The organism is Burkholderia sp. E168m22 (assembly GCF_001319805.1).
Lineage (GTDB): Bacteria > Pseudomonadota > Gammaproteobacteria > Burkholderiales > Burkholderiaceae > Burkholderia > Burkholderia orbicola.
The window spans coordinates 92,670-116,895 of sequence record NZ_BBSK01000022.1 but is presented as its reverse complement, the minus strand read 5'-3'; the positions used below and the strand labels follow the sequence as shown (position 1 = coordinate 116,895).

Here is a 24,226-nt window from a genome sequence, read left to right as displayed (position 1 = left end):
GCCGAAGAGAACGCGAAGCTCGCGCGGCTCGTTCGTGGCCGATCCGTCGCCCGAAGCCCGCTACGAGCGGGCAATTTCTCGCACTCGGTATTTATAATCGCGCACGGCGGAGCCCTTCCAATCGCAGTGAGCGCGAATATCGGCCCAACTGATTTAGTATGAGCAATCTGCGCTCGGCGGGAGGGGCGCTCATTCCCAGTGAGGAGACCCATGCACCCCCGTCGGACTGCCCCTTACGTCATCGTGGCAATTGCTTCCATGATCGCGTGCGCGCTCATGGCGCTATGCGTGCTGCAACTCTTGCAGAGCCGCGACGACGCGATGGAGCGTGCAAGGGAAACGTCACGCAACCTCGGACTTGTCGCCGAGCGCGACATCGAACGCAATTTCGAGTTGTACGACCTGTCTTTGCAGGCCGTCATCCATGGGTTGCAGCGCCGCGATGTGATGGACGCTTCGCCCAGCTTGCGCCGTGCCGTGCTGTTCGATCACGCGATGACCGCGGAATTTCTCGGTTCGATGCTCGTGATGGATGCAGGCGGCAATATCGTCCTGGATTCGGGCTATGACGAGCCGCGCAAGGGCAATTTCGCCGATCGCCGATACTTCACGATCCACCGCGACAATCCGAACGTCGGACTCTATGTCAGTGACCCATTCGTATCCCGTTTGCGGGGAGGCATGCTCAGTATCGCGCTTACGCGGCGGATTTCGAACCCCGATGGATCGTTTGGCGGCATTGCCGTTATTGCGGTCAATCTTGAATATTTTCATCAGCTCTTCGCCGGGCTTTCGCTTGGCAAACATGGCTCGATTTCGCTGATCGGCGAAGACGGCAAGATGGTGATGCGTCAGCCGTACGATGTGCATACCATCGGCCGCGACCTCAGCAAGGCCGCAACGTTCCGGCGTTTCCAGACCGCGCGAGAGGGCTCCTTCTCTGAAACCTCGTCGATCGACGGCGTGCGCCGCCTCTACTACTTCAAGCATTTGCCGAAACTGCCGCTGATCATCATGGTCGCGGAGGCCGAGCAGGACATTTACGCCGCCTGGCGGCAACGTGCGATCACGATCGGCGGACTGGTCGCGACGTTCGGGGTGGCGTTCATCGCGCTGTCGCTGCTGCTCGGTTCGCAGCTGCGGCGCCGTATGCGAGCCGAGTCGGAACTCGTGCTGCTCGCCCGGACGGACGGTCTCACCGGCCTGAGCAATCGCCGCAGCTTTGGCGAGGTACTGGACAACGAGTGGCGTCGCGCCCGGCGTGCGCGTTCCGTTTTCTCGCTGCTGTTCGTGGATGTGGACCGGTTCAAGGCTTACAACGACACGTACGGTCATCAGGCCGGGGACGATGCGTTGGCGGCGGTCGCGCGGTGCATCGGCGAGAACATTCGCCGGCCGGCCGATACGGCGGCTCGTTATGGCGGGGAGGAGTTCGTCGTGTTGCTCCCCGACACGTCGCAAACCGGCGCGGCGCAGATCGCCGAGCGGATTCGTGCGGCCATCGACGAGTTGGCCCTCGAGCACGCTGGCAGCGAATACGGGCGTGTTACCGCGAGCATTGGCCTGGCGAGCTGGACGCCCGATCAGGAAGGGCAGCCTGATGCCGTGATCAAGGCGGCTGATGAGGCGCTGTACTACGCGAAGGCGACTGGTCGGAACAAGGTCGCCGCGTTGCAGCCGGCGGAGTGAGGGGGCTGCATCGTGCGTGCCGTCAGACGCGTGCCAGCGGTGACCGAACCCGACGGACGCACCTCAAGAACAGTCCATTGCCGTCGGTAAGTTTGGTAGGCTTGTTGCCTGCCTTCGCTTGTCGGATCTTGATGTCGGTAAGTGGCATGGTGAAAAAAGCGGGTATCGTCCCGGAAGATTTCAAACGATGCCCGCTTTTTTCGACCGGGTGCGATTCCGAGCGAACGAGAGCGAACGGCAGGCGGGCGCAAGGTGCCCGACTGGCAAGGGTTCAGGCCAATCGCCGACCCAACACGAACAGGAGCAACCGAAGTGATCAGACATATCGTCATGTGGAAGTTGAAGGAATCGGCCGAAGGCGCGACGCGTGCGCAGAACGTGCTGAAGCTGAAGGAAAAGCTCGAAGGCTGCCGCGATCTCGTGCCGGGCACCCTGCAGATCGACGTCGGCCTGGCGACGCCGGGCCTCGACGCGACCGCCGACATCGTGCTCGTCTCCGATTTCACCGACAAGGCCGCGCTCGACGCATACCAGGTGCATCCGGTTCACCAGGAAGTGAAGAAATTCGTCGTCGCGGTGGCCGAATCGCGCGAATGCGTCGACTACATCGTCGACGTCGCACGATGAGCGACGCGGCAACCCCGACGGAAGGCCCGTCGATCGAAAGCCCGTTCGTCGATCTGCTCGGCGTGCAACTCGTGTCCGCGAAGGATGGTGCGAGCGAGATCGTGCTGCCGCTCGAGGAGCGCCACATGAACACGTGGAGCATCGCGCACGGCGGCGTGACGATGACGCTCGCCGATATCGCGCTTGCGATGGCGGCGCGCAGCCTGACCGACGACGGCGTCGGTGTCGTCACGGTCGAGATGAAGGTGAACTTCATGCAGCCGGGCCGCGGCGAGCTGCGCGCTTACGGGCGCGTGATGCACCGCTCGACGACGATGGCCTACTGCGAAGGCGAAGTGCGCGACAGCGACGGCAATTTCGTCGCGAAGGCGCTCGGTACCTTCAAATACATGCGGCGGCTCGCGGTCGGCCGCGACATCAAGCGGCAACGCTCGCGCACGGCGCCGGACGCGCAGCCCGGCCCGAGCGACGCGTAAACGCTCCCGCCATGCACGGCCCTGTCTCTTCGATGAGGCAGGGCCGTTTCGTTTTGCAGCCCGGATGCCGGCACACCGTGCGCCGCCGGTCCGGCCCCCGCGTGGCATCATGTCACGCTTGTCCGCTTTGTCCGTTCACGGTGCCACGCCGGCGCCGTCCACACCGATGCCGCTGAATCCGAAGATCGCCCAGGTGCTCGACATGATCGAGCGCGCGAAACGTCCGTCGTATCACCATCAGACGCCGCAGCAGGCCCGCGCCGCATACGAGAAGAGCGCGCCGATCCTCGACGTCGCGCCGGCGCCGATGCATTCGGTGGAGGAATGCGTCGTGCCGACGCGCGACGGCCGCACGATCGGCGCGCGGCTCTACTTGCCGGTCGCGCCGAGCCTGGCGGAGCCGCTGCCCGCGCTCGTGTACTACCACGGCGGCGGCTTCACGGTCGGCAGCGTCGACACGCACGATGCACTGTGCCGGATGTTCGCGCACGATGCGCAATGCGCGGTGCTGTCGGTCGGCTACCGGCTCGCGCCCGAACACAGGTTTCCGACCGCGGTGACCGACGCGGACGACGCATTGCAGTGGCTGCATCGCGAAGCCGCCACGTTCGGTATCGACGCCGCGCGGCTGGCGGTCGGCGGCGACAGTGCGGGCGGGACGCTCGCGACGGTCTGCGCGGTGCTCGCGCGCGACGCGGGCATTCGTCTTGCGCTGCAACTGTTGATCTATCCGGGCGTGACGGGTCACCAGGACACCGAATCGCACGCGCGGCTCGCCAGCGGCTACCTGCTGACGCAAGACACGATCCAGTGGTTCTTCACGCAGTACGTGCGTGATCGGGCTGATCGCGACGACTGGCGTTTCGCGCCGCTCGACGGCACGCGCGATGCGCCGTCGTTCGCGGGCGTCGCGCCGGCTTGGATCGCGACGGCCGAATACGATCCGCTGAGCGACGAGGGTGCCGCATACGCGGACAAGTTGCGCGCGGCCGGCAACGCGGTCACGCTGGTCTGCTATCCGGGGATGATCCACGAATTCTTCAAGATGGGCGGCTACGTGCCGGAGGTGCGGGCCGCGCATGCCGATGCGGTCGCGGCGCTAAAGGCTGCATTCGACGAGGTTTGACGGCGAGCGCCCGAAGGCGCACCCGCCGCGGGAGGATGGCGATGACGAATGGCGCGGGCGGGGTGGAAACGGGCGACTGGACGGTACTGGGCGGCGATGCTGCACGCATCCGCGACGCGGTGTTCGTGCGCGAGCAGCAGATTCCGCCGGAATGGGAGCTCGACGACGACGATCCGCTGTCGCTGCATGCGGTCGCTTACCGGACCGACGCGGCGACCGGGCTGCGCCGCGCGGTCGCGACGGGGCGGCTGCTGCCGTCCGGCACGATCGGCCGCGTCGCGGTGCTGGCCGACATGCGCGGGCAGGGTGTCGGGTCGGCCGTGCTGAATGCGCTGCTGGACGCCGCGCGCCGCCGCGGCGAAGCCGTCGTGCGGCTGTACGCACAGGATTCGGCGGTGTCGTTCTATCTGCGGCACGGCTTCGCGGCGGTCGGTGAACCGTTCGTCGAAGCCGGCGTGCCGCACGTCGAGATGACGCGCGCGCCGTAGCGCGCACCGCGTGCGTTCAGCGTGGCCGCGCCGCGTCGATATCGAACGTGAACGCGCGCTCGAATGCGCCCGGGCGGACGGTGCGGTGCGAGCCGTCGTCGTCGCTGCGCTCCTTGACCTCGACCGTCAGCCGCACGCCTTCCTTCATCGTGACGCGCAGCGCGGTGGTGCCGCGCGTGCCGTATTCGGGCGTCTCGATGAACGCGGCCGACAACGCGCGCTCGCGCTCGATCGGAATGCCCGTGTGCGGCAGTGCATCGTCGTCCGCGACGTGCGGGTCGCGCAGCAGCGCGATCAGTTCGTCGAGCGACGGGGTCGGATTGTCGGTCAGCAGCGTGCCGAGCTCCGCGCGCTTGCGCACCACTTTCGGCCAGGGCGTATCGAGCCGTGCATTCGACAGCGCATGCACGCCCGGCGCGATCGCCACGGGCGCGGCGACACGGCTTTCGCCCTCGGGGGCGCGGTTGCAGAACCACGCGAGCTCGCGCCGGCGCCAGTCGCCGACGAGCAGGTTGAAGCCGTTGTACACGGCCGCATGCTCGGCGAGCTGCGCGAGATAGTCGAGCGGCGCGACGGACGTGCCGCCGAGAAAGTCGGAGACCAGCTTGCCGCGGGTCGGTGCGCCCGCGCGGATGTCGAACGGCGCGCGGTAGTTGGTCAGCGCGGCGAAACGGCCGTCGCGCGATACGCCGAGCCACGTGCCGCCCGCTTCGAGATCGCGGCCGGCGAGTACGCCCGGCACGTCCTCCCACCACGAGAGCGGCGCGCTGGTCCGGCGAAAGAACTCGTCACGATTCGCGACGAGGGTAAAGACGGGACCGGCGGCGGCATCGGGCTGCCAGTCGAAGGCAATCAGACACATCGGGCGAATCTCTCGCAGGAAACGTCGGGCGCCGGCTGCGACTCGCGAGCCGGCGCCCGAACGGGTTGTCAGTGCATCAGGCTTCGGTCGGCCACGCGTACGGCAGCGCGTCGAACGCGAGCGCCGGGCCGTCGGCCGAACCGAGGTGCACCGTGCCGCCATCGAGCGCGGCGAGCTTGATCTCGACGAGCGCGTCGACGCCGCCCGCCGGCGCGGCCGCCGCGTTGACGATCATCCCGCACGGCTGGCCCGGGTCGTCGCTGTGGAACAACTCGACGCCGGCATGCACGTTATCGGTTTCGCCTGCGACATGCGCGAGCGCGGTGCGGCGCTTGATCGTGCCGCGGTATTGACTGCGCGCCACCACTTCCTGGCCCGGGTAGCACCCTTTCCTGAAGTTAACGGCACCGATCACGTCGAAGTTGACCATTTGCGGTACGAACTGTTCGACGGCCGGCTGCGTGATGCGCGGCTCGCCCGCGCGAACGTCGAGCCAGTCCCACACGGCGGGCGACACGACCGGCAACGTGCCGGCCAGCGCGGCGAGGCGCGCGTCGACCTCGGCGCGCGGGCCGATCCACAGATAGCGCTTGCGGCCAGCCGCATCGGGCACGCGGATCAGCGCGCCGGCCGGGCCGTCGACCTTCACGTGCACGCCGTCGGGCAGCGCATCGAAGATGCTGGACAGCGCGTCGCGCACGTCGCCCGCGAAGCCGACCACCGCGAGCGTGTCGCTCGCGTCCGTCAGCTTCGCCTTCGCGCGCAGCACGAACATCGACAGCCGCTTCTGCACGGCCGGCTGCACGTCCTTCGATACGAGCAGGCGCACATCGTGGCCGGCGCGCCACGTGAGGAACGACGCGAGCAGGCGGCCCTTCGGCGAGCAGTACCCGGACAGCCGGGCGCTGCCGGCATCGAGATGCTCGATGTCGTTGGTGAGCTGGCTATGCAGGAACGTCGCAGCATCGTCGCCGGCCACGTCGATCACGCCGAATTGCGGCAGCGGCATGCAGGCGGCCGGCGCATCGAAATCGGCGGCGGACGGGCGGGGGAAAACGGGGAGCGAGGCAGATGCGGCCTGGGCAGCCGGTGAAGCGAACGGTGTGCTCATGGAATGAGGGAACAGTCAACCCTGACTTTGACGGAGGCGAGCAAGTATTATATGGGTCTTACCTGAGTCACGTTTCCATGTCCCTACTGAAGAAATGCGCCGCGACGATCGTGGCGCTGGCCGTCGTCGTGGCCGCTGCCGGTGCGGGCGGCGGGTATTACTGGGCAACCCGGCCGCTGTTGCTGGGCTCGGCATCGCTCGACGTCACGATCAAGCCGCGCAGCAGCGTGAAGAGCGTCGCGCTGCAGCTCAAGCGCGGCGGCGTGCCGGTCGAGCCGTTCGCGTTCGTCGCGATGACGCGCGTGCTCGGGCTGTCGAGCCGGCTCAAGTCGGGCAACTACGAATTCAAGACCGGCATCACGCCGTACGACGTGCTGCAGAAGATCGCGCGCGGCGACGTGAACGAGTACGTCGCGACGGTCATCGAGGGCTGGACCTTCAAGCGGATGCGCGCCGAGCTCGACGCGAACCCCGATCTGGCGCACGCGACGGCCGGCATGAGCGACGCCGAGCTGCTGCGCGCGATCGGCGCGTCGGACGGCGCCGTGCAGCGCGGCAGCGGCGAGGGGCTGTTCTTCCCCGATACCTACCTGTTCGACAAGGGCACGAGCGACCTGAACATCTACCGGCGGGCATACCGCCTGATGCAGACGCGCATCGACGAGGCGTGGGCCGCGCGCACGCCGGGGCTGCCGTACAAGACGCCTTACGAAATGCTGACGATCGCGTCGATCGTCGAGAAGGAAACCGGCCACGCGGCCGACCGCGCGTTCGTCGCGGCCGTGTTCGCGAACCGGCTGCGCATCGGCATGCCGCTGCAGACCGATCCGTCGGTGATCTACGGGCTCGGCGACGCGTACGACGGCCGGCTGCGCAAGCGCGACCTGCAGGCCGACACTCCTTACAATACCTACACCCGACGCGGGCTGCCGCCCACGCCGATCGCGTTGCCGGGTGTCGCCGCGCTGCAGGCGGCGATCAATCCGGCCCCGACGAGCGCGCTCTATTTCGTCGCGAAGGGCGACGGCACGAGCGTGTTCTCGGACACGCTCGGCGACCACAACAAGGCCGTGGATAAATACATACGAGGTCAATAATGGCGAGCGGTAAATTCATCACGTTCGAAGGCATCGACGGGGCGGGGAAGACCACCCACCTGCAATGGTTTTGCGAACGTCTCCAGGGCCGGCTGGCGGCGGCCGGCCGGCAAGTGGTCGTCACCCGCGAGCCGGGCGGCACGCAGCTCGGCGAGAAACTGCGTGAAATCCTGCTGAACCAGCCGATGGATCTCGAAACGGAAGCGCTGCTGATGTTCGCTGCGCGGCGCGAGCACCTCGCGCTCGTGATCGAGCCGGCGCTCGCGCGCGGCGACTGGGTCGTGTCCGACCGCTTCACCGACGCGACGTTCGCGTACCAGGGCGGCGGCCGCGGGCTGCCGCGCGACAAGCTCGAGACGCTCGAGCGCTGGGTGCAGGGCGGGTTCCAGCCCGACCTCACGGTGCTGTTCGACGTCGCGCCGCAAGTCGCGAGCGAGCGCCGCGGCGCCGCGCGCATGCCCGACAAGTTCGAAAGCGAGTCCGACGCGTTCTTCTCGCGTACACGGGCCGAATACCTGCGGCGAGCGGAAGAGGCGCCGCACCGCTTCGCGATCGTCGACGCGACGCGATCGATTCCCGAGATCCGCCAGCAGCTCGAACGCGTGCTCGCCGCGCTGTAACCCGCAAGGAACGCACCACATGATCTATCCGTGGCAAACCGACGACTGGAACCGCCTGCAGCAACTGCGTGCGCAATGGCCGCATGCGCTGCTGCTGCACGGCCAGGCCGGGATCGGCAAGCTGCAGTTCGCGCAGCATCTCGCGCAGGGTTTCCTGTGCGAATCGCCGCAGCCGAACGGCGAGCCGTGCGGCACCTGCGCGGCCTGCAACTGGTTCTCGCAGGGCAACCATCCCGATTACCGGATCGTGCTGCCCGAGGCGCTGGCGGGCGAGGCGCCGGGCGCGGCGGACGACGCGAAGCCGGCCGACGCGGACGAAGGCGGCAAGAAGACCCGTGCGCCGAGCAAGGAAATCAAGATCGAGCAGGTGCGCGCGCTGCTCGACTTCTGCGGGGTCGGTTCGCACCGCGGCGGCGCGCGCGTCGTCGTGCTGTATCCGGCCGAGGCGCTCAACGTCGCTGCATCGAACGCGCTGCTGAAAACGCTGGAGGAGCCGCCGCCCGGCGTCGTGTTCCTGCTCGTGTCGGCGCGCATCGACCGCCTGTTGCCGACGATCATCAGCCGTTGCCGCCAGTGGCCGATGACGGTGCCGGCGCCGGAGGCCGCCGCCGCGTGGCTCGCGGCGCAGGGCGTCGACCACGCCAGCGCGCTGCTCGCCGAAGCCGGCGGCGCGCCGCTCGCCGCGCTGGCGCTCGCGAGCGACGAGAACCGCCCGCTGCGCGACTACACGCTCGGGCAACTGGCCGCCGGTGCGGCCTGCGATCCGTTCGCCTGCGGCGAGACGCTGCAGAAGCTGCCGGTGCCGCTGGTGCTCGGCTGGCTGCAGCGCTGGCTGTACGATCTGCTCGCGCAGCGGATGGCCGGCGCACCGCGCTACTTCCCGACGCACGCGGCGGCCCTGGCGCGCTGCGCGGAAGCGGTCGACGCGAACGCATTCGCGCGCTTCATGAAAGCCGTGACGCGGCAGCGGACGGTCGAGAACCATCCGCTCAACGCGCGGCTCGTATTCGAGGAATTATTTCTCGGATATCGGGAAATATTCGCTTGATCCTGCATTGTTTCCGATGGGTTGCGAAACGATGAACGGATCACGCGGGGGCGCGACCGTGGCCGGCCGGCCCGCCCACCTTGCCCGGTGCCGCATGCCGGCGGGCGCATGAGCGCCCGTCTCACGTATTCAGGAAACACGATGTTCGTCGACTCTCACTGCCACATCAATTTCAAGGGCCTGGCCGACCGCCTGCCGGCCGTTCTCGAGAACATGCGCGAGCACGACGTCACGCATGCGCTGTGCGTGTCTGTCGATCTCGAGACGCTGCCCGAGGTGCTTGCGATCGCCGAAGCGCACGACAACGTGTACGCATCGGTCGGCGTGCATCCCGATCACGAGGACATGCGCGAGCCGACGCTCGCGGAGCTGGTCGAGCTGGCCGCGCACCCGAAGGTCGTCGCGATCGGCGAAACCGGCCTCGACTACTATCGCCTCGAAGGGCGCTCGATCGCCGACATGGAATGGCAGCGCGAACGTTTTCGCACGCACATTCGCGCGGCGACCGCGACGATGAAGCCGCTGATCATCCACACGCGTTCGTCGTCGGAAGACACGCTGCGGATCATGGCCGAGGAGCGCGCGGACGTGCCGGGCGGCGTGATGCACTGCTTCACCGAGCCGTGGCCGGTCGCCGAGCAGGCGCTCGCGCAGAACTTCCATATCTCGCTGTCGGGCATCGTCACGTTCAAGAACGCGACCGACGTGCAGGACGTCGCGCGGCGCGTGCCGCTCGACCGGCTGCTGATCGAGACCGACTCGCCGTACCTCGCGCCGGTGCCGTATCGCGGCAAGCCGAATGAACCTGCGTACGTCAGCCATGTCGGACGCTTTATCGCATCTGAGCGCGGTGTCGCCGTCGAGGCGCTCGCCGATGCGACGACGCAGAACTTTTTCCGGCTGTTCAAGATCGCCCGCTAACGACGGGCGCGCAGCCGACAACCCAGGGAAGGAGCCCACAACAATGACGAAGCCGACCAACCATCTGCCCAAACGCGCACTCGTTGCCGCCGCATTCGTCGCGAGCGGGCTGTTCGCCGCCGCCGGCGCGCACGCCGAGTCGCTCGACGCGATCGTCAAGGCCGTCAAGTTCGACGACATCGCCGATATCGGCAAGCAGCTCAAGAGCGGCAAGCTCGATCCGAACACGCTCGCGCCGAACGGCGACCCGATCCTCGTGATCGCCGCCCGCGAGAAATCCGACAAGGTCGCGGCCGCGATCGCCACGACGCCGAACGTCGATCTCGAGAAGGAAGACAAGGCCGGCGAAAACGCGCTGATGCTCGCGTCGCTGAACGGCGACCTCGGGCTCGTCAAGCTGCTGATCGACAAGGGCGCGGAAGTCAGCAAGAAGGGCTGGGCGCCGCTGCATTACGCGGCGACCAACGGCCAGGACGCGGTCGTCAAGGTGCTGCTCGACCACGACGCGTATATCGACACCGCATCGCCGAACGGCACGACGCCGCTGATGATGGCCGCGCGCGGCAACCATGCGTCGACGGTCACGCTGCTGCTCGACCAGGGCGCCGATCCGCAGGTGAAGAACCAGCTCGGCATCACCGCGCTCGAGTTCGCGAAGCACTACAACGCGCCGGACGCGATCGAGATCCTGAGCAAGCGGACGACGCGTATCGGTGCGGCGACGCCGGCAGATGCGCAAAAGAGTGCAAAATAACGTTTTTTGGTGCGGCGGCGCCTGTCCGCCGGGCCGGCTTCCGGCCGGCGCCGGGCATTCGGCGCCGCACCAGCCAGGGCAGCGGGCGGTCTCGGGCCGCATTGACATAAGAAGGAACACCATGTTGCGCGCAATGTTTTGTGCCGCGGCGTTTGCCGTGCCGTTGTCGGCGGCGGCTTTCACGGGCGCGGATCTCGACCGGCTGTGCGCGAAGACGGACGTCAAGTCGCGGGCGTCGTGCGCGGCCTATATCGAAGGCGCCGCCGACGGCGTCTACAACACGATCGATGCGATCGGCGGCACCACGGGGCCGCGCGTCGGCCAGTACTTCTGCCTGCCGCCCGACATCCGGGCGCAACAGATGACGGACGCGGTGCGCAAGTACATCGCCGAGAATCCGAAGCTGGCCGACTACAACGCGAGCACCGCGGTGTCGCTCGGTCTCGGCAAGGCGTTTCCCTGCAGGAACGGCAACTGATCTGACGCCGTGTCCGGGCGCGTGCATGGCCCGGACGTCGCCGACGCATCCAGGACGAAGCCTGTGCGCTTCATCACTCGAGGGCGCCGATGATTTCAATCGAGGAACTGCAGCGCATCGCCGATGCGCCGTTGCATTCGTGGCTCGGCACGCTGGGTGTGTCAGTCATCGTCATACTGGTCGTCGCGGTCGTGCACCGCCTCGGCGCACGTATCGTCAAGCGCATCGCGCAGCCGTATCCGCTGATGAGCGCGATCCTGCGCTACATCGACAAGCCGTCGCTCGTCGTGCTGGCGCTGCTGGCGCTCGAATTCGTGTGGGTCCAGGCGGACGACGGCATGTCGTTCGTGCGCGGCATGCGCACCGCGGCCGCGGTCGGCTCGATCGTGTCGCTCACGTGGCTGCTGGTACGGCTCGCGGCCGGCGTCGGCGACGCGATCATCCAGGCCCATCCGATCGACACGGCCGACAACCTTCAGGCACGGCGTGTCCATACACAGGCCAAGGTGCTCGTGCGGACCGTGATGGTGCTGATCGTGATCATCGGCACCGGCGCCGCGCTGATGACGTTCCCCAACGTGCGCCAGGTCGGCGCGAGCCTGCTGGCATCGGCCGGTGTGGCAGGGCTGGTCGCCGGTATCGCCGCGCGGCCGGTGCTCGGCAACCTGATTGCCGGGTTGCAGATCGCGCTCACGCAGCCGATCCGGCTCGACGACGTGGTCGTGATCCAGGGCGAGTGGGGGCGCATCGAGGAAATCACCGGCTCGTTCGTGTCGGTGCGGCTGTGGGACCAGCGGCGCCTCGTCGTGCCGCTGCAGTGGATCATCGAGAACCCGTTCACGAACTGGACGCGCAGCAGCGCGGAGATCATCGGCACCGTCTACCTGTCGGTCGACTACCGCACGCCGCTTGCGCCGCTGCGCGAGGAACTCGCGCGGCTCGTCCACGCCGCGCCCGAGTGGGACGGTCGCGTGCAGGTGCTGCAGGTGACCGATGCGACGGAGCGTACGATGCAGTTGCGCGCGCTCGTCAGCGCGGCCGATTCGTCGTCGTGCTGGGATCTGCGCTGCCGCGTGCGCGAAGGGTTGATCGCATATCTGCAGCACCGCTATCCGCAATGCCTGCCGCGCAGCCGGATGGAACTGTATCCGCACGAATCCGCGCCGGACGCACCGAATCCCGAACGGCCGCACGCGCGGTCGCCCGCCGCCAGCACGGCGGCCAACACCGCAGCCGACCCGCAGGCCGTCGACGGCCGCTGAACGCGGCTCGGCGCCTGCGCCATTCCCTGTTTCCCATTGTCATGACCGCGCTGAAGACGCTCGCCATCGCCAATTACCGCTCGCTGCGCGAGCTGATCGTGCCGCTCGCGGCGCTCAACGTCGTGACGGGGCCGAACGGCAGCGGCAAGTCGAGCGTGTATCGCGCGCTGCGGCTGCTCGCCGACACCGCGCAGGGCCGCGTGATCCCGTCGCTCGCACGCGAGGGCGGCTTGCCGTCGACGTTGTGGGCCGGCCCCGAGCGCTTCTCGCGCGCGATGCTGGCGGGCGACGTGCCGGTGACGGGCACCGTGCGCAAGGGGCCGGTGAGCCTGAAGCTCGGCTTCGCGTGCGACGATTTCGGCTATGCGATCGATCTCGGCCTGCCGCTGCCGAGCCGCTCACAGTTCGCGCTCGATCCGGTGGTCAAGCGCGAATGCATCTGGGGCGGCGCGTTGCTGCGCCCGTCCACGCTGCTGGTCGACCGGCAGGGCGCGCAGATCCGTGCGCGTACCGCGTCGGGCGACTGGCGGACGATTCCGCAGCCGGTCGCGAGCTTCGACAGCATGATGACCGAGTTCGCCGATCCGACCGGCGCACCCGAGATGATCGCGGTGCGCGAACGGATTCGCTCGTGGCGCTTCTACGACCATTTCCGGACCGATGCGCAGGCGCCGGCGCGCCAGTCGCACATCGGCACGCATACGCCGGTGCTCGCGGACGACGGGGCCGACCTGGCCGCCGCGCTGCAGACGATCCGCGAAATCGGCGACGCGGCGGCGCTCGACGCGGCGATCGACGACGCGTTTCCCGGCGCGTCGGTCGAGATCGACAACCCGGGCGGCCGCGGCCGCTTCGACGTATCGATGCGCCAGCCGGGGCTGCTGCGGCCGCTGGCGGCGGCCGAGCTGTCGGACGGCACGCTGCGCTACCTGCTGCTCGCGGCCGCGCTGCTGACGCCGCGGCCGCCGGCGCTGATGGTGCTGAACGAACCGGAGACGAGCCTGCATCCCGATCTGCTGCCGGCGCTCGGCCGCCTGATCGCGCAGGCCGCCCGGCGTTCGCAGGTGCTGGTCGTGTCGCACGCGGCGCGGCTCATCGCGACGCTCGAGCGCGAGGCCGGCTGCGAATCGCTGGTGCTCGACAAGCAGCTCGGCGCGACCGCGCTCGTCGATGCCGATTCACGCGACCTGCCGCCCTGGAAGTGGCCGTCGCGTTGACCGCCTGATTGCGTGCTCGAGGCCCCATTCGGCGCCAAGCGGCGCCGAATGGGGCCGGCCGGGCGCGAGACGAGGCGTCCGCGCTCGATCGGCCGAATGTATCCGGTCTGTAACAACCCCCAAAAAATGAAAGACCTGCGGTTCCGCTCATCGGGATCGCGAATAATAATGAGATATCCGGCGGGTGCCATGCCGGCCGGCGCTGCATGGACGCAGGGCGGGCTCGCATGAGCGAGTCCTCCGCCGCCGTGCCGCAACGGACAGGACACAGGAGACGTGGACCATGAGAATTGCCCAGATCGCCCCGCTGACCGAATCCGTGCCCCCGAAGCTGTACGGCGGCACGGAGCGCGTCGTGTCCTACATCACCGAGGCGCTCGTCGACCTCGGCCACGACGTGACGCTGTTCGCGAGCGGCGATTCGACGACGCGGGCGAAGCTCGAACCCGTGTGGCCGCGCGCGCTGCGGCTCGATTCGTCGATCCGCGACCGGGTCGCGCCGCACATGCTGCTGATGGAGACGGTCGCGCGCCGCGCGAAGGATTTCGACGTGCTCCATTTCCACATGGACTACTACTCGTTCTCGGTCTTCAACCGGCAGGAAACGCCTTACGTGACGACGCTGCACGGCCGGCTCGACCTGCCCGAGCAGCAACCGGTGTTCGACACGTTCAATACGGCGCCGGTGATCTCGATTTCCAATGCGCAGCGTCAGCCGTTGCCGCAGGCCAAATGGCTGACGACCGTCTATCACGGGCTGCCCGATACGCTGTACATGCCCCAGCCCGTCGAGCCGCGCTATCTCGCGTTCCTCGGCCGCATCTCGCCGGAAAAACGCGTCGATACCGCGATCCGCATCGCCCGCCAGTGCGGGCTGCCGATCCGGATCGCCGCGAAGATCGACGCGGCCGACCAGGAATACTTCGACCGCGAGATCAAGCCGCTTTTCGCGTTGCCGCACGTCGAATACATCGGCGAGATCGCCGATCACGAGAAGGCCGAATTCCTGTCGGGCGCGCATGCGCTGCTGTTTCCGATCGACTGGCCGGAGCCGTTCGGCCTGGTGATGATCGAGGCGATGTCGTGCGGCACGCCGGTGATCGCGTTCAACCGCGGCGCGGTGCCCGAAGTGGTGGACGAGGGCGTGTCGGGGTTTATCGTCGAGGATGAAATCAGCGCGGTGGCCGCCGTGAACCGGCTGCACCTGCTGCCACGGGCGCGCGTGCGGCAGCGCTTCGAGGAGCGCTTCACGTCGCGCCGGATGGCGCAGCAGTACGTCGACGTGTACCAGTCGGTGATCCGCGCGCAGAAGCGCTCGCGCTTCAAGGTGATCGATTCGACGACCTGATCGTCCCGATGCAGAAGGGCGGCGGATAAAAAAAACGGCGATGCCCGCAAGGACATCGCCGTTTGCGCATGGTCCGCGCTCAGCGCGCGCGGGCAGTGCGTCGACGTCAGATCTTGAGCTTCGTGACCTTCGTGCCGTTGATCGACACGTCGCCCATCAGGCCGGCGTTGGTCAGCACGACGACCTGGATCGGCGCGGTGGCCGTGTTGGAGTCGACCGCGCCGTTCGCGCCCATCTTCACGAGCGCGACCGATGCGCCGGCGCCGGCGGCCCAGCCGTCCGAGCCGCGGAATTCGTCGAGCGCCTGCTGCGTCATGAACAGGAACACGATCGCCTTCGACTGCGCACCGGCCTGCAGGCCGACCGACAGCGACGACGTGTTGTAGTAGCCGACCGTGCTGCCGCCGACGCGCAGCGCGCCGTTGCCCGACTGGCCGCCGACGATGAAGCCGGCCTGGAGCACTTCGGGGAAGACCAGCACGCCGCGCGATTTCGCGACGAGCTCGCGCGAACCCTTGACGGTGGAGTACATGCGCGACAGCGTGGCGTCGACGCTCGCGTCGATCGACTGACGCTTCGACGCGTTGGTCGCGGCGTTGTCCGGCTTGTCCGGCGTGGTGGTGCAACCGGTGAGCGCGAGGCTACCGACGATGAGCGCAGCGGCGGCTTTCAGCACAAGATTCCGTTTTTGCATCGTTGTTCTCCATCGGATGATGTTCGGAGTGAGTCTCGCTCAGGGAGCGGATCACGTCGGCAGTTATATCACAGCGGATCAGGGGCTCTTTTCGTTGGCGCGTGAAAAAGCGTCAAATCGCGCGAGGGTGTCGCGGCGCGCCAACGGATGAAATGTCGCGCACGCGCCAGGCGCGCGTGGCGCGTGGTCGGCGTGCGGGGAACGCGGCGCTCGAGCAGCGGGCGGCGGCGCCTGCGGCGTGCGTCGGTGTCAGTGTGTGACGGGGGGAACGGGGGGCTTGATCGGCGGGCGGCGCAGCGCGCGGCGGATCAGCGCGATCACGACGCCGCATGCGAACAGGAACGCGGCCGGGACGACCCAGTAGCCGACGAACGCATGCCACAGATAGCCGGCGAGCGTATTGCGGCGCACCACGTATTCGTCGCGGGCCGCCTGCTGGCGCGGCGCGTTGGCGGCGAGCACGTCGGCCGGACAGCCGGCCGCGCGCGCCTCGTCAGGATCCCCGTGGCACTTCGCGGCGGCGCCGGCGGCCTGTTGCGCGTCGGTGAGCTGCCAGGTGGTCAGCGCGAGTTGCAGGTCCGCCTTGTTGTAGGCCATTTCCTCGCGGATCTCGCGCACGGCGATGATCGCGACGGGCACCGCCCAGAACACGATCACGATCAGCCAGCGGCGGAACCAGCGGTGTTGTCTCCATGCCATCCAAGCCTCCGTTTGACGCGCGTGCGCGTCCGTCTCGAGGGCGGCCCGATGGCGCTTCTTGGTCTTGGGTGGGCCGCGTTGCAGCCATCATAGAAGAAAACGCGGCGAATTGCCGCACCATGTGGCGGCACCGGAGCGGCGGGCCGGAAAAACGGGGCGGGAAAAGGCGGGCATGCGGGCGGGCATGCGGCTGGCACGCGCGTGTCGATGCGCGTGCAACGAAAACGAAAATGCCGCGCCCGCCGAAGCGGGGCGCGGCATTCGAGGCGGGAGCGCCGAACTCAGGCGGCCGGCTGGTTGCTCAGGCAGCTCTTCATGAACGCCTTGCGATCGTCACCCTTCTTGCCGGTGGCCTGCGTGTTGCACGCCTTCATCTTTTCCTGCTGCGTCATCGCCTTCGCGGGCTTCGCCGACAGGCAGTCCTTCATGAACGCCTTGCGTTCGTCGCCCGTCTTGCCGGCTGCCTGGGTGTTACAGGCCTTCATCTTGTCCTGCTGGCTGTTCGCCGCGAATGCGGGGGAAGCCAGCATGCCGCCGAGAAGCACTGCGGCTACGAGCGATTGGATTTTCATTTCGACACTCCCATGGGGTGAATTGCGTTTTATATCGACGCCGTCACGAAGCCCGGCGCGACGTGAACAGGGTCGCATCGCGCCGCGCGCTCCGATTATGGCAAATCAATGTGAAAACACCAAAACGGCATTTCTATAACGCAGTGGGCGGCATGGCCGTTGACGGCGTGCACGCGCCGGCGATCGGGACAAACCATGACACGGGGTCGCGCCGCGCGCGTTCGCGCCGGACCTACCGGACGCCGGCCGCGAGCCATTACAATCGCGGCCATGAATACACCGAACACCGCATCCCCTTCGTCCGCGCCGGCGCTGCCGCGCATCGCCGTACTCGCCACCGGCGGCACGATCGCCGGCGCCGCGCCCGACGCGGCCAGCACGGCCGGCTACCAGGCCGGCGCGCTCGGCGTCAATTTCCTGGTCGACGCCGTGCCGGCGCTCGCGTCGGTCGCGCGCATCGATGCGGAGCAGGTCGCCAGCATCGACAGCAAGGATCTCGCGCTGCCGCTGTGGAACACGCTCGCCGCGCGGATCGACGCGTTGATGGCCGACCCGGCGATCGACGGCATCGTGATCACCCACGGCACCGATACGCTCGAGGAAACCGCGTATGCACTGCATCTGGTCGTCCGGGGCGACAAGCCGGTCGTGCTGACGGCCGCGATGCGGCCGGCGACCGCGCTGTCGTCCGACGGCCCGCTGAACCTGCTGAACGCGGTGACGGTGGCCGCCCATCCGGCCGCGCGCGGGCAGGGCGTGCTGGTCGCGTTCAACAACCGGATCCACGGCGCGCGCGACGTCGTGAAGACGAGCACCTATGCGGTCGACGCGTTCCAGTCGCCGGAGCTCGGCGCACTCGGCTGGGTGCAGGACGGCCGCGTCGAATTCGCCCGTCGTGTCACGCGCACGCGCGACACGCAGCTGGCGATCGCGCCGACCTGGCCGCCGGTCGAAGTCGTCGCGAGCTATGCGGGCGTGACGCGCACGGCCGTCGACGCGCTCGTCGCGGCCGGCGTGCGCGGCCTCGTCGTCGCGGGCACCGGCAACGGATCGATCCATGCGACGCTGCAGACGGCGCTCGCCGATGCGGTGAACGCGGGCGTGGCGGTGGTTCGTGCGTCGCGCGTCGGTTCGGGGCACGTGATGCGCAACGGCGCCGCGAGCGACGATGCGCTCGGTTTCGTGAGCGCGGGCTCGCTGCACCCGTTCAAGGCGCGCGTGTTGCTGATGCTCGCGCTCGCGAACGGCATGCACGATCGAGACGCACTGCAGCGCGCATTCGACACGCTGTAACGGGTGGCCGCCGCTCGGGCGGCACACGGCGCGCATAAAAAAATGGCAGGCCAATGGCCTGCCATTTTTGCGTCAGTGCTGCGCGAATGCTCAGGACTGCGGCGGAATCACGAGCTTCTGGCCCGGGTAGATCCGGTCCGGGCTCGACAGCATCGGCTTGTTCGCTTCGAAGATCACCGGATACTTGTTCGCATCGCCGTACACTTCCTTGGCGATCGCCGACAGCGTGTCGCCCGGCTTCACGTCGTGGTACTGCACTTCCGGATCGTCCGGCTGCAGATCGTCATCGTTGACGCCCGCGACACCCTGCACGTTGCCGGCCGCGACCTTGACCTTCGCCTTCGTGTCGAGATCGGCGACGCTGCCCGACAGCGTGACGGTGCGCGATGCGCCGTCGAACGCGACGGTCAGGTTCGACGTATCGAGACCTTGCGAGCTGATGTAATTCTTGATTGCGTCGGCCGCAGTCTGGTTCGCGGCATTCGGATCTTCCGCTGCTTGCGCATCGGCGTGACCCAGCAGTTTTTCACCCGCCTCTTTAATAAACGAAAGAAGACCCATCGTTGCACTCCTTAGGTGGTTGAAAAGAAAACGCGCCGTGAAGTGGCGAAAAAAACACCGCGCTGGGTGCGGACCCCGGAAGGGGCGCGCAAGCGCGGCGGTTTTCTCGAAAGGCGTGGCGAAAGTGTAGGCGTTCAACGCGACGATTGCATGAAAAATCGCACGCTCGAACGTAAAGAAATGTAATACGCGAAATCCGACAGGCGGACACCCGACGACGACGTCTGACCGACCAAGGCTTCCCCGGCGCCGCCGGGTGCCGCTGCGGACCCCACCACGCCGCTCTCAGCCCAGAGCGGCGTTTTTCGCCCCGTCCCGCATGCCGTTGGCGATGCGGGGCGGGGCGCCCCACCGTGATGCGCGCGTGCATCGCGCATCGATGCGACCGGCCGCGGCCGAATCGCGTGTATGCGTCGCGCGCGTCCGCGATCGCAGCACAAACGCGCGTTGCGGCATCCGCGTTACGCGGCCGGCGTCTGGCCGATCTCGAAGTTCGACATGATCTCGAGCGCGCGCACGAGTGCCGAGTGATCCCATGCCTTGCCGCCGTGCGATGCGCACACGCTGAACAGCTGCTGCGCGCTCGCGGTGTGCGGCAGCGCGAGGCCGAGCTTGCGTGCGCCGTCGAGCGCGAGGTTCAGGTCCTTCTGGTGCAGCTCGATGCGGAAGCCCGGATCGAACGTGCGCTTGGTCATCCGCGCACCGTGTACTTCGAGGATGCGCGACGCTGCGAAGCCGCCCATCAGCGCCTGGCGCACGCGCTCCGGATCGGCGCCCGAGCGGGCGGCGAACAGCAGCGCTTCGCCGACCGCCTCGATGTTCAGCGCGACGATGATCTGGTTCGCGACCTTGCAGGTCTGGCCCGCGCCGTTGTCGCCGACGAGCGTGATGTTCTTGCCCATCTTCTCGAACAGCGGCTTCGCGCGTTCGAACGCCTTCTCCGGGCCGCCGACCATGATCGTCAGCGTCGCTTCGCGGGCGCCGACTTCGCCGCCGGACACCGGCGCGTCGAGGTAGTCGCAGCCGAGCGCGTTGATCTGCTTCGCGAACGCCTGCGTGTCGAGCGGCGAGATCGAGCTCATGTCGATCACGAGCTTGCCGGCCGTCAGGCCTTTCGCGACGCCGTCGTCGGCGAACAGCACGTTACGCACGTCCGGCGTGTCCGGCACCATCGAGATGATGATGTCCGCGTGCTGCGCGACTTCGGTCGAGTTCGCGACGACCTTCGCGTTCCCGCGCAGGTCGTCCGGAATCGGGAACGCGCCGTTCACGACGAGTTGATGATCGCCCTTGAGCAGGTTGCGCGCCATGTGCGCGCCCATGATGCCGAGGCCGATGAAACCGATGGTTGCCATGTGAAAGTCTCCTATGGGGCTGAAAACGGGAAGGGTGCGATTCAGGCGGCGCGACGCGCCGAGGCCGGTGCGCAGCCGGCCACGCTTTGCAGCCAGCCGAGGCCTTCCGTCGTGGTGGTACGGGGCTTGTATTCGCAGCCGACGTAGCCGGCATAGCCGAGCCGGTCGAGCAGCGCGAACAGGAACGCATAGTTGATCTCGCCGGTGCCCGGCTCGTTGCGGCCCGGGTTGTCCGCGAGCTGGACGTGGCCGATCGACGCGAGATTGCGTTCGATCGTCGCGGCCAGTTCGCCTTCCATGCGTTGCATGTGATAGATGTCGTACTGCAGGAACAGGTTGTCCGAGCCGACCGCGCGGATCACGTCGAGCCCTTCCGACGAGCGGTTCAGCGCGAAGCCCGGGATGTCGAAGCTGTTGCACGGCTCGACGAGCAGGCGGATGCCTTCGCGCTTCAGTGCGTCGGCGGCGAAGCGCAGGTTGTCGACGATCGTCACGAACGTCTTGTCGCGCGCCGTGCTCGCCGACGGAATGCCGACGAGGCAGTTCAGCTGGGGCACCTTCAGCGCCTTCGCGTACTCGATCGCACGGCCGACGCCTTCCTGGAATTCGCCGACGCGATCGGGCAGGCACGCGATGCCGCGCTCGCCCTGGTCCCAGTTGCCGGCGGGCAGGTTGTGCAGCACGAGGCGCAGGCGATGCGTCTCGAGCCGCTCGGCGAGTTCCTCTTTCGCGTACGGGTACGGGAACAGGAACTCGACGGCGTCGAAGCCCGCGTCCGCGGCCGCCTTGAAGCGGTCGAGGAACGGCACTTCGTTGAACAGCATGGTCAGGTTTGCAGCAAACTTCGGCATGAGCTAAGCCTCTTCGGTCGGTCAGTCAAAAAAGTCGTGCGGTTCAGTCGGTTCAGTCGGTTCAGTCGGTTCAGTCGGTTCAGTCGAGCATCGAGATCGCGGTCGGGGCGTGCTCGGCCTTTTCGGCGAGATCCTCGAACTCGTTGATCGCGTCGATTTCGGTGCCCATCGAGATGTTCGTCACGCGCTCGAGGATCACTTCGACGACCACCGGCACGCTGAATTCTTCCGCGAGCGTTTGCGCCTGGCGCAGCGCCGGCTCGATCTCTTCCGGCTTGAACACGCGCAGCGCCTTGCAGCCGAGGCCTTCCGCGACGGCCACGTGGTCGACGCCGTAACCGTTCAGTTCCGGCGCGTTCACGTTGTCGAACGCGAGCTGCACGCAGTAGTCCATGTCGAACGCGCGCTGCGCCTGGCGGATCAGCCCGAGGTACGAGTTGTTCACGACGACGTGCACGTACGGCAGCTTGAATTGCGCGCCGGCCGCCAGCTCCTCGATCATGAACTGGAAGTCGTAGTCGCCGGACAGCGCGACGATCGGGCGGCTCGGGTCGGCTGCACGCACGCCGAGCGCCGCGGGGATCGTCCAGCCGAGCGGGCCGGCCTGGCCGCAGTTGATCCAGTTGCGTGCCTTGAACACGTGCAGGAACTGCGCGGCGGCGATCTGCGACAGGCCGATCGTGCTGACGTAGCAGGTATCGCGGCCGAACACCTTGTTCATCTCTTCGTACACGCGCTGCGGCTTGACCGGCACGTTGTCGAAGTGCGTCTTGCGCTGCAGCGTGCGCTTGCGCGCCTGGCAGTCGGCGACCCACGCGCTGCGGTCCTTGAGCTTGCCGGCGGCCTTCCATTCCCGCGCGACCGCGACGAACAGTTCGAGTGCCGCCTTCGCGTCGGACACGATGCCGAGGTCCGGGCCGAACACGCGGCCGATCTGCGTCGGCTCGATATCGACGTGCACGAACTTGCGGCCCTTCGTATAGACCTCGACGCTGCCCGTGTGGCGGTTCGCCCAGCGGTTGCCGATGCCGAGCACGAAGTCGGATGCGAGCAGCGTCGCGTTGCCGTAGCGGTGCGACGTCTGCAAGCCGACCATGCCGGCCATCAGCGGGTGGTCGTCGGCAATCGCGCCCCACGACATCAGCGTCGGGATCACCGGCACGCCGACCGTTTCGGCGAACTGCACGAGCAGGTCTTCGGCCGCCGCGTTGAGCACGCCGCCGCCCGACACGATCAGCGGCTTGTCCGCGTCGTTGAGCATCGCGAGCGCCTTCTCGATCTGCGCGCGGGTGGCCGCGGGCTTGTAGACCGGCAGCGGTTCGTACGTGTCGATGTCGAATTCGATTTCGGCGAGCTGCACGTCGATCGGCAGGTCGACCAGCACGGGGCCCGGGCGGCCCGAGCGCATCAGGTGGAACGCCTGCTGGAACACGCGCGGCACGAGCGCCGGTTCGCGCACGGTGACGGCCCACTTCGTGACCGGCTTCGCGATCGATTCGATGTCGACGGCCTGGAAGTCTTCCTTGTAGAGACGCGCGCGCGGTGCCTGGCCGGTGATCGCGAGGATCGGAATCGAGTCGGCGGACGCGGAATAGAGGCCGGTGATCATGTCGGTGCCGGCGGGGCCCGACGTGCCGATGCAAACGCCGATGTTGCCGGGGGCGGCACGCGTGAAGCCTTCGGCCATGTGCGATGCACCTTCGACGTGGCGCGCCAGCACGTGGCTGATGCCGCCCGACTTGCGCATGGCCGAGTAGAACGGATTGATCGCGGCGCCCGGCACGCCGAACGCGGTCTGGATGCCTTCCTTCTCGAGCACGAGTACGGCTGCGTCGACGGCTCTCATCTTGGCCATGAATGTCTCCTTGGATAGTTGAATCTTGCGAATCGGTCTGTTGAGGACACTTTAGGGATGCAGGAAAGGTTTGATAAGATCAGCCGAAGTCGCTTATTTCGAAACTAAAAGTATGGAATGACGGCCGGACGGGGCTTCCCGCCGGTGTCGGAGCCGGGACGGAGACAGGGGATGGATCGTTTCAAGCAGATCGAGACGTTCGTGCGGGTGGCCGATGCCGGCAGCCTCGCGGCGGCGGCGTTGGAGGAAGGTGTGTCGCCAGTGGTGCTCGGGCGGCGCATCGACGCGCTGGAGAAGCGCCTCGGCGTGAAGCTGATGTACCGCTCGACGCGGCGGCTGGTCGTCAGCGAGGAGGGCGCCGCGTTCCTCGAGCGCTGTCGCGGGCTGCTGTCCGAATGGGATCAGGCCGAGAACGAACTGGCCGCCGGTCGGCGCGCGGTCAGCGGCCACCTGATCGTGTCGGCGCCGGCCGCGTTCGGGCGCAAGCACGTCGCGCCGCACGCGCCGGGCTTCCTCGCCGACAAGCCGGAGATGCAGCTGTCGTTCAACCTGACCGACCGCGTCGTCGATCTCGTGCGCGAAGGCTACGACCTGTCGATCCGGATCGGCGGCGCGGTCGATCCGAATTTCGTCGCGGTGAAGCTCGCGTCGAACCGGCGCGTGGTGTGCGGCACGCCCGACTATTTCCGCCTGCACGGCCGGCCGAAGTCGCTCGACGACCTGCTGAAGCACAACTGCCTGGCGTTCAACCTGCAGGGCGGGCAGAACCGCGGCTGGTATTTCCAGCGCCACGGCAAGATCGCGACGATGCGCGTGACCGGCAATCTCGACTGCAACGACGGCGAGCTGCTGCACCGCTGGGTGGCCGAGGGGCTCGGGCTCGGCTGGCGCTCGACGTGGGAAATCGCCGCGCAACTCGAAACGGGCGAGCTCGAGACCGTACTCGACGACTATGCGCTGCCGGACTACGACATCCTCGCGGTCTATCCGCAGCAGCGCTACGTGCCGGCGCGCGTGCGCTACTTCATCGACTACCTGCGCGAAGCGTATGCACGCCCCGGCTACTGGAGCACCACGCCGTAACGGGCGGCCCGCCTGGCCGTCCGGCGATTTTTTTACGCTTCATGCGTGCCGCGCGGGAATAAACTCGACGCAGCGGCGGTAAGGTCATCGAGCGCGCACGTTGCCGGTCTGTCCGGGCGCCGTGCGCGGAACGGGCGCG

Annotated in this window: 26 protein-coding genes; 17 read left to right on the top strand and 9 right to left on the bottom strand. The window is 67.5% G+C overall.

The window, feature by feature from the left end; genetic code table 11:
- Window positions 1–210 precede the first annotated feature (210 nt).
- The 5 genes from AP428_RS07070 to AP428_RS07050 all read left to right on the top strand — a co-directional run bounded on the left by AP428_RS07070 (window position 211) and on the right by AP428_RS07050 (window position 4,406).
- Complete coding sequence (locus AP428_RS07070; RefSeq protein WP_011549628.1) at window positions 211–1,689, top strand: sensor domain-containing diguanylate cyclase; 1,479 nt, start codon at window positions 211–213, stop codon at window positions 1,687–1,689.
- Between the two features lie 312 nt (window positions 1,690–2,001).
- Window positions 2,002–2,316: a Dabb family protein gene (locus AP428_RS07065; protein ID WP_054927905.1), complete on the top strand. Its 315-nt coding sequence runs from the start codon at window positions 2,002–2,004 to the stop codon at window positions 2,314–2,316.
- Window positions 2,313–2,792, top strand: coding sequence for a PaaI family thioesterase (locus tag AP428_RS07060; protein ID WP_006483907.1), 480 nt, complete (start codon window positions 2,313–2,315; stop codon window positions 2,790–2,792). The genes AP428_RS07065 and AP428_RS07060 overlap by 4 nt, the downstream gene beginning before the upstream one ends.
- 166 nt (window positions 2,793–2,958) lie before the next feature.
- Entirely contained in the window at window positions 2,959–3,918 is a 960-nt protein-coding gene (locus AP428_RS07055; RefSeq protein WP_054927904.1) for an alpha/beta hydrolase, read from the top strand.
- A 41-nt stretch (window positions 3,919–3,959) separates the two neighbouring features.
- Window positions 3,960–4,406, top strand: coding sequence for a GNAT family N-acetyltransferase (locus AP428_RS07050; RefSeq protein ID WP_011549631.1), 447 nt, complete (start codon window positions 3,960–3,962; stop codon window positions 4,404–4,406).
- Window positions 4,407–4,422: 16 nt separating this feature from the next.
- Here AP428_RS07050 and AP428_RS07045 read toward each other — a convergent pair whose 3' ends face one another.
- On the bottom strand, window positions 4,423–5,268 hold the full coding sequence (locus AP428_RS07045; RefSeq protein WP_012328681.1) for an NRDE family protein: 846 nt from the start codon (window positions 5,266–5,268) through the stop codon (window positions 4,423–4,425).
- 76 nt (window positions 5,269–5,344) lie between these two features.
- A complete protein-coding gene (locus tag AP428_RS07040) occupies window positions 5,345–6,379 on the bottom strand; it encodes a folate-binding protein YgfZ (RefSeq protein WP_054927903.1) in 1,035 nt (344 codons plus the stop codon).
- Between the two features lie 77 nt (window positions 6,380–6,456).
- On the opposite strand from AP428_RS07040, the gene mltG reads away from it, so the two are divergent.
- From mltG to AP428_RS06995, 9 genes are all read left to right on the top strand, one after another.
- Entirely contained in the window at window positions 6,457–7,476 is a 1,020-nt protein-coding gene (gene mltG, locus AP428_RS07035; RefSeq protein ID WP_011549633.1) for an endolytic transglycosylase MltG, read from the top strand.
- On the top strand, window positions 7,476–8,096 hold the full coding sequence (gene tmk / locus AP428_RS07030; RefSeq protein WP_006478605.1) for a dTMP kinase: 621 nt from the start codon (window positions 7,476–7,478) through the stop codon (window positions 8,094–8,096). Before mltG ends, tmk begins: the two co-directional genes overlap by 1 nt.
- A gap of 19 nt (window positions 8,097–8,115) precedes the next feature.
- Entirely contained in the window at window positions 8,116–9,144 is a 1,029-nt protein-coding gene (locus tag AP428_RS07025) for a DNA polymerase III subunit delta' (RefSeq protein ID WP_054927902.1), read from the top strand.
- A gap of 141 nt (window positions 9,145–9,285) precedes the next feature.
- Window positions 9,286–10,065 carry a TatD family hydrolase gene (locus AP428_RS07020; RefSeq protein ID WP_006478607.1) on the top strand — a complete coding sequence of 260 codons (780 nt, stop codon included), beginning with the start codon at window positions 9,286–9,288 and terminating at the stop codon, window positions 10,063–10,065.
- Window positions 10,066–10,108: 43 nt separating this feature from the next.
- Complete coding sequence (locus AP428_RS07015) at window positions 10,109–10,819, top strand: ankyrin repeat domain-containing protein (protein WP_006478608.1); 711 nt, start codon at window positions 10,109–10,111, stop codon at window positions 10,817–10,819.
- Between the two features lie 121 nt (window positions 10,820–10,940).
- Complete coding sequence (locus AP428_RS07010) at window positions 10,941–11,297, top strand: Rap1a/Tai family immunity protein (protein ID WP_011549636.1); 357 nt, start codon at window positions 10,941–10,943, stop codon at window positions 11,295–11,297.
- Window positions 11,298–11,386: 89 nt separating this feature from the next.
- Window positions 11,387–12,559, top strand: coding sequence for a mechanosensitive ion channel family protein (locus AP428_RS07005; RefSeq protein ID WP_006478610.1), 1,173 nt, complete (start codon window positions 11,387–11,389; stop codon window positions 12,557–12,559).
- A gap of 41 nt (window positions 12,560–12,600) precedes the next feature.
- Window positions 12,601–13,776, top strand: coding sequence for an AAA family ATPase (locus AP428_RS07000; RefSeq protein WP_054927901.1), 1,176 nt, complete (start codon window positions 12,601–12,603; stop codon window positions 13,774–13,776).
- Window positions 13,777–14,059: 283 nt separating this feature from the next.
- Complete coding sequence (locus AP428_RS06995) at window positions 14,060–15,124, top strand: glycosyltransferase family 4 protein (protein WP_023475621.1); 1,065 nt, start codon at window positions 14,060–14,062, stop codon at window positions 15,122–15,124.
- A 106-nt stretch (window positions 15,125–15,230) separates the two neighbouring features.
- Here AP428_RS06995 and AP428_RS06990 read toward each other — a convergent pair whose 3' ends face one another.
- The 3 genes from AP428_RS06990 to AP428_RS06980 all read right to left on the bottom strand — a co-directional run bounded on the left by AP428_RS06990 (window position 15,231) and on the right by AP428_RS06980 (window position 17,089).
- Window positions 15,231–15,818: a YSC84-related protein gene (locus tag AP428_RS06990; protein ID WP_006478613.1), complete on the bottom strand. Its 588-nt coding sequence runs from the start codon at window positions 15,816–15,818 to the stop codon at window positions 15,231–15,233.
- Between the two features lie 249 nt (window positions 15,819–16,067).
- On the bottom strand, window positions 16,068–16,517 hold the full coding sequence (locus tag AP428_RS06985; protein WP_012328676.1) for a membrane protein: 450 nt from the start codon (window positions 16,515–16,517) through the stop codon (window positions 16,068–16,070).
- A 281-nt stretch (window positions 16,518–16,798) separates the two neighbouring features.
- Window positions 16,799–17,089 (bottom strand): PsiF family protein, encoded by a 291-nt coding sequence (locus AP428_RS06980; RefSeq protein ID WP_011549641.1) that lies wholly within the window; start codon window positions 17,087–17,089, stop codon window positions 16,799–16,801.
- 270 nt (window positions 17,090–17,359) lie between these two features.
- Here AP428_RS06980 and AP428_RS06975 point away from each other — a divergent pair, with 270 nt between their 5' ends.
- A complete protein-coding gene (locus AP428_RS06975; protein WP_027807607.1) occupies window positions 17,360–18,382 on the top strand; it encodes an asparaginase in 1,023 nt (340 codons plus the stop codon).
- Window positions 18,383–18,472: 90 nt separating this feature from the next.
- Here the strand turns inward: AP428_RS06975 and lysM are convergent, their stop codons facing one another.
- On the bottom strand, window positions 18,473–18,943 hold the full coding sequence (gene lysM / locus AP428_RS06970; RefSeq protein WP_006478617.1) for a peptidoglycan-binding protein LysM: 471 nt from the start codon (window positions 18,941–18,943) through the stop codon (window positions 18,473–18,475).
- 15 nt (window positions 18,944–18,958) lie between these two features.
- On the opposite strand from lysM, the gene AP428_RS37125 reads away from it, so the two are divergent.
- Window positions 18,959–19,129, top strand: coding sequence for a hypothetical protein (locus AP428_RS37125; protein ID WP_166488141.1), 171 nt, complete (start codon window positions 18,959–18,961; stop codon window positions 19,127–19,129).
- Between the two features lie 275 nt (window positions 19,130–19,404).
- Here the strand turns inward: AP428_RS37125 and AP428_RS06965 are convergent, their stop codons facing one another.
- The 3 genes from AP428_RS06965 to gcl all read right to left on the bottom strand — a co-directional run bounded on the left by AP428_RS06965 (window position 19,405) and on the right by gcl (window position 23,004).
- Entirely contained in the window at window positions 19,405–20,298 is an 894-nt protein-coding gene (locus AP428_RS06965) for a 2-hydroxy-3-oxopropionate reductase (protein WP_011549643.1), read from the bottom strand.
- A gap of 41 nt (window positions 20,299–20,339) precedes the next feature.
- Entirely contained in the window at window positions 20,340–21,149 is an 810-nt protein-coding gene (gene hyi, locus AP428_RS06960) for a hydroxypyruvate isomerase (RefSeq protein ID WP_011549644.1), read from the bottom strand.
- A 79-nt stretch (window positions 21,150–21,228) separates the two neighbouring features.
- Window positions 21,229–23,004, bottom strand: coding sequence for a glyoxylate carboligase (gene gcl, locus AP428_RS06955; RefSeq protein WP_006478619.1), 1,776 nt, complete (start codon window positions 23,002–23,004; stop codon window positions 21,229–21,231).
- 171 nt (window positions 23,005–23,175) lie between these two features.
- Between gcl and AP428_RS06950 the strand changes: the two genes are divergently transcribed.
- Window positions 23,176–24,087: a LysR family transcriptional regulator gene (locus AP428_RS06950; RefSeq protein ID WP_006478620.1), complete on the top strand. Its 912-nt coding sequence runs from the start codon at window positions 23,176–23,178 to the stop codon at window positions 24,085–24,087.
- Window positions 24,088–24,226 lie beyond the last annotated feature (139 nt).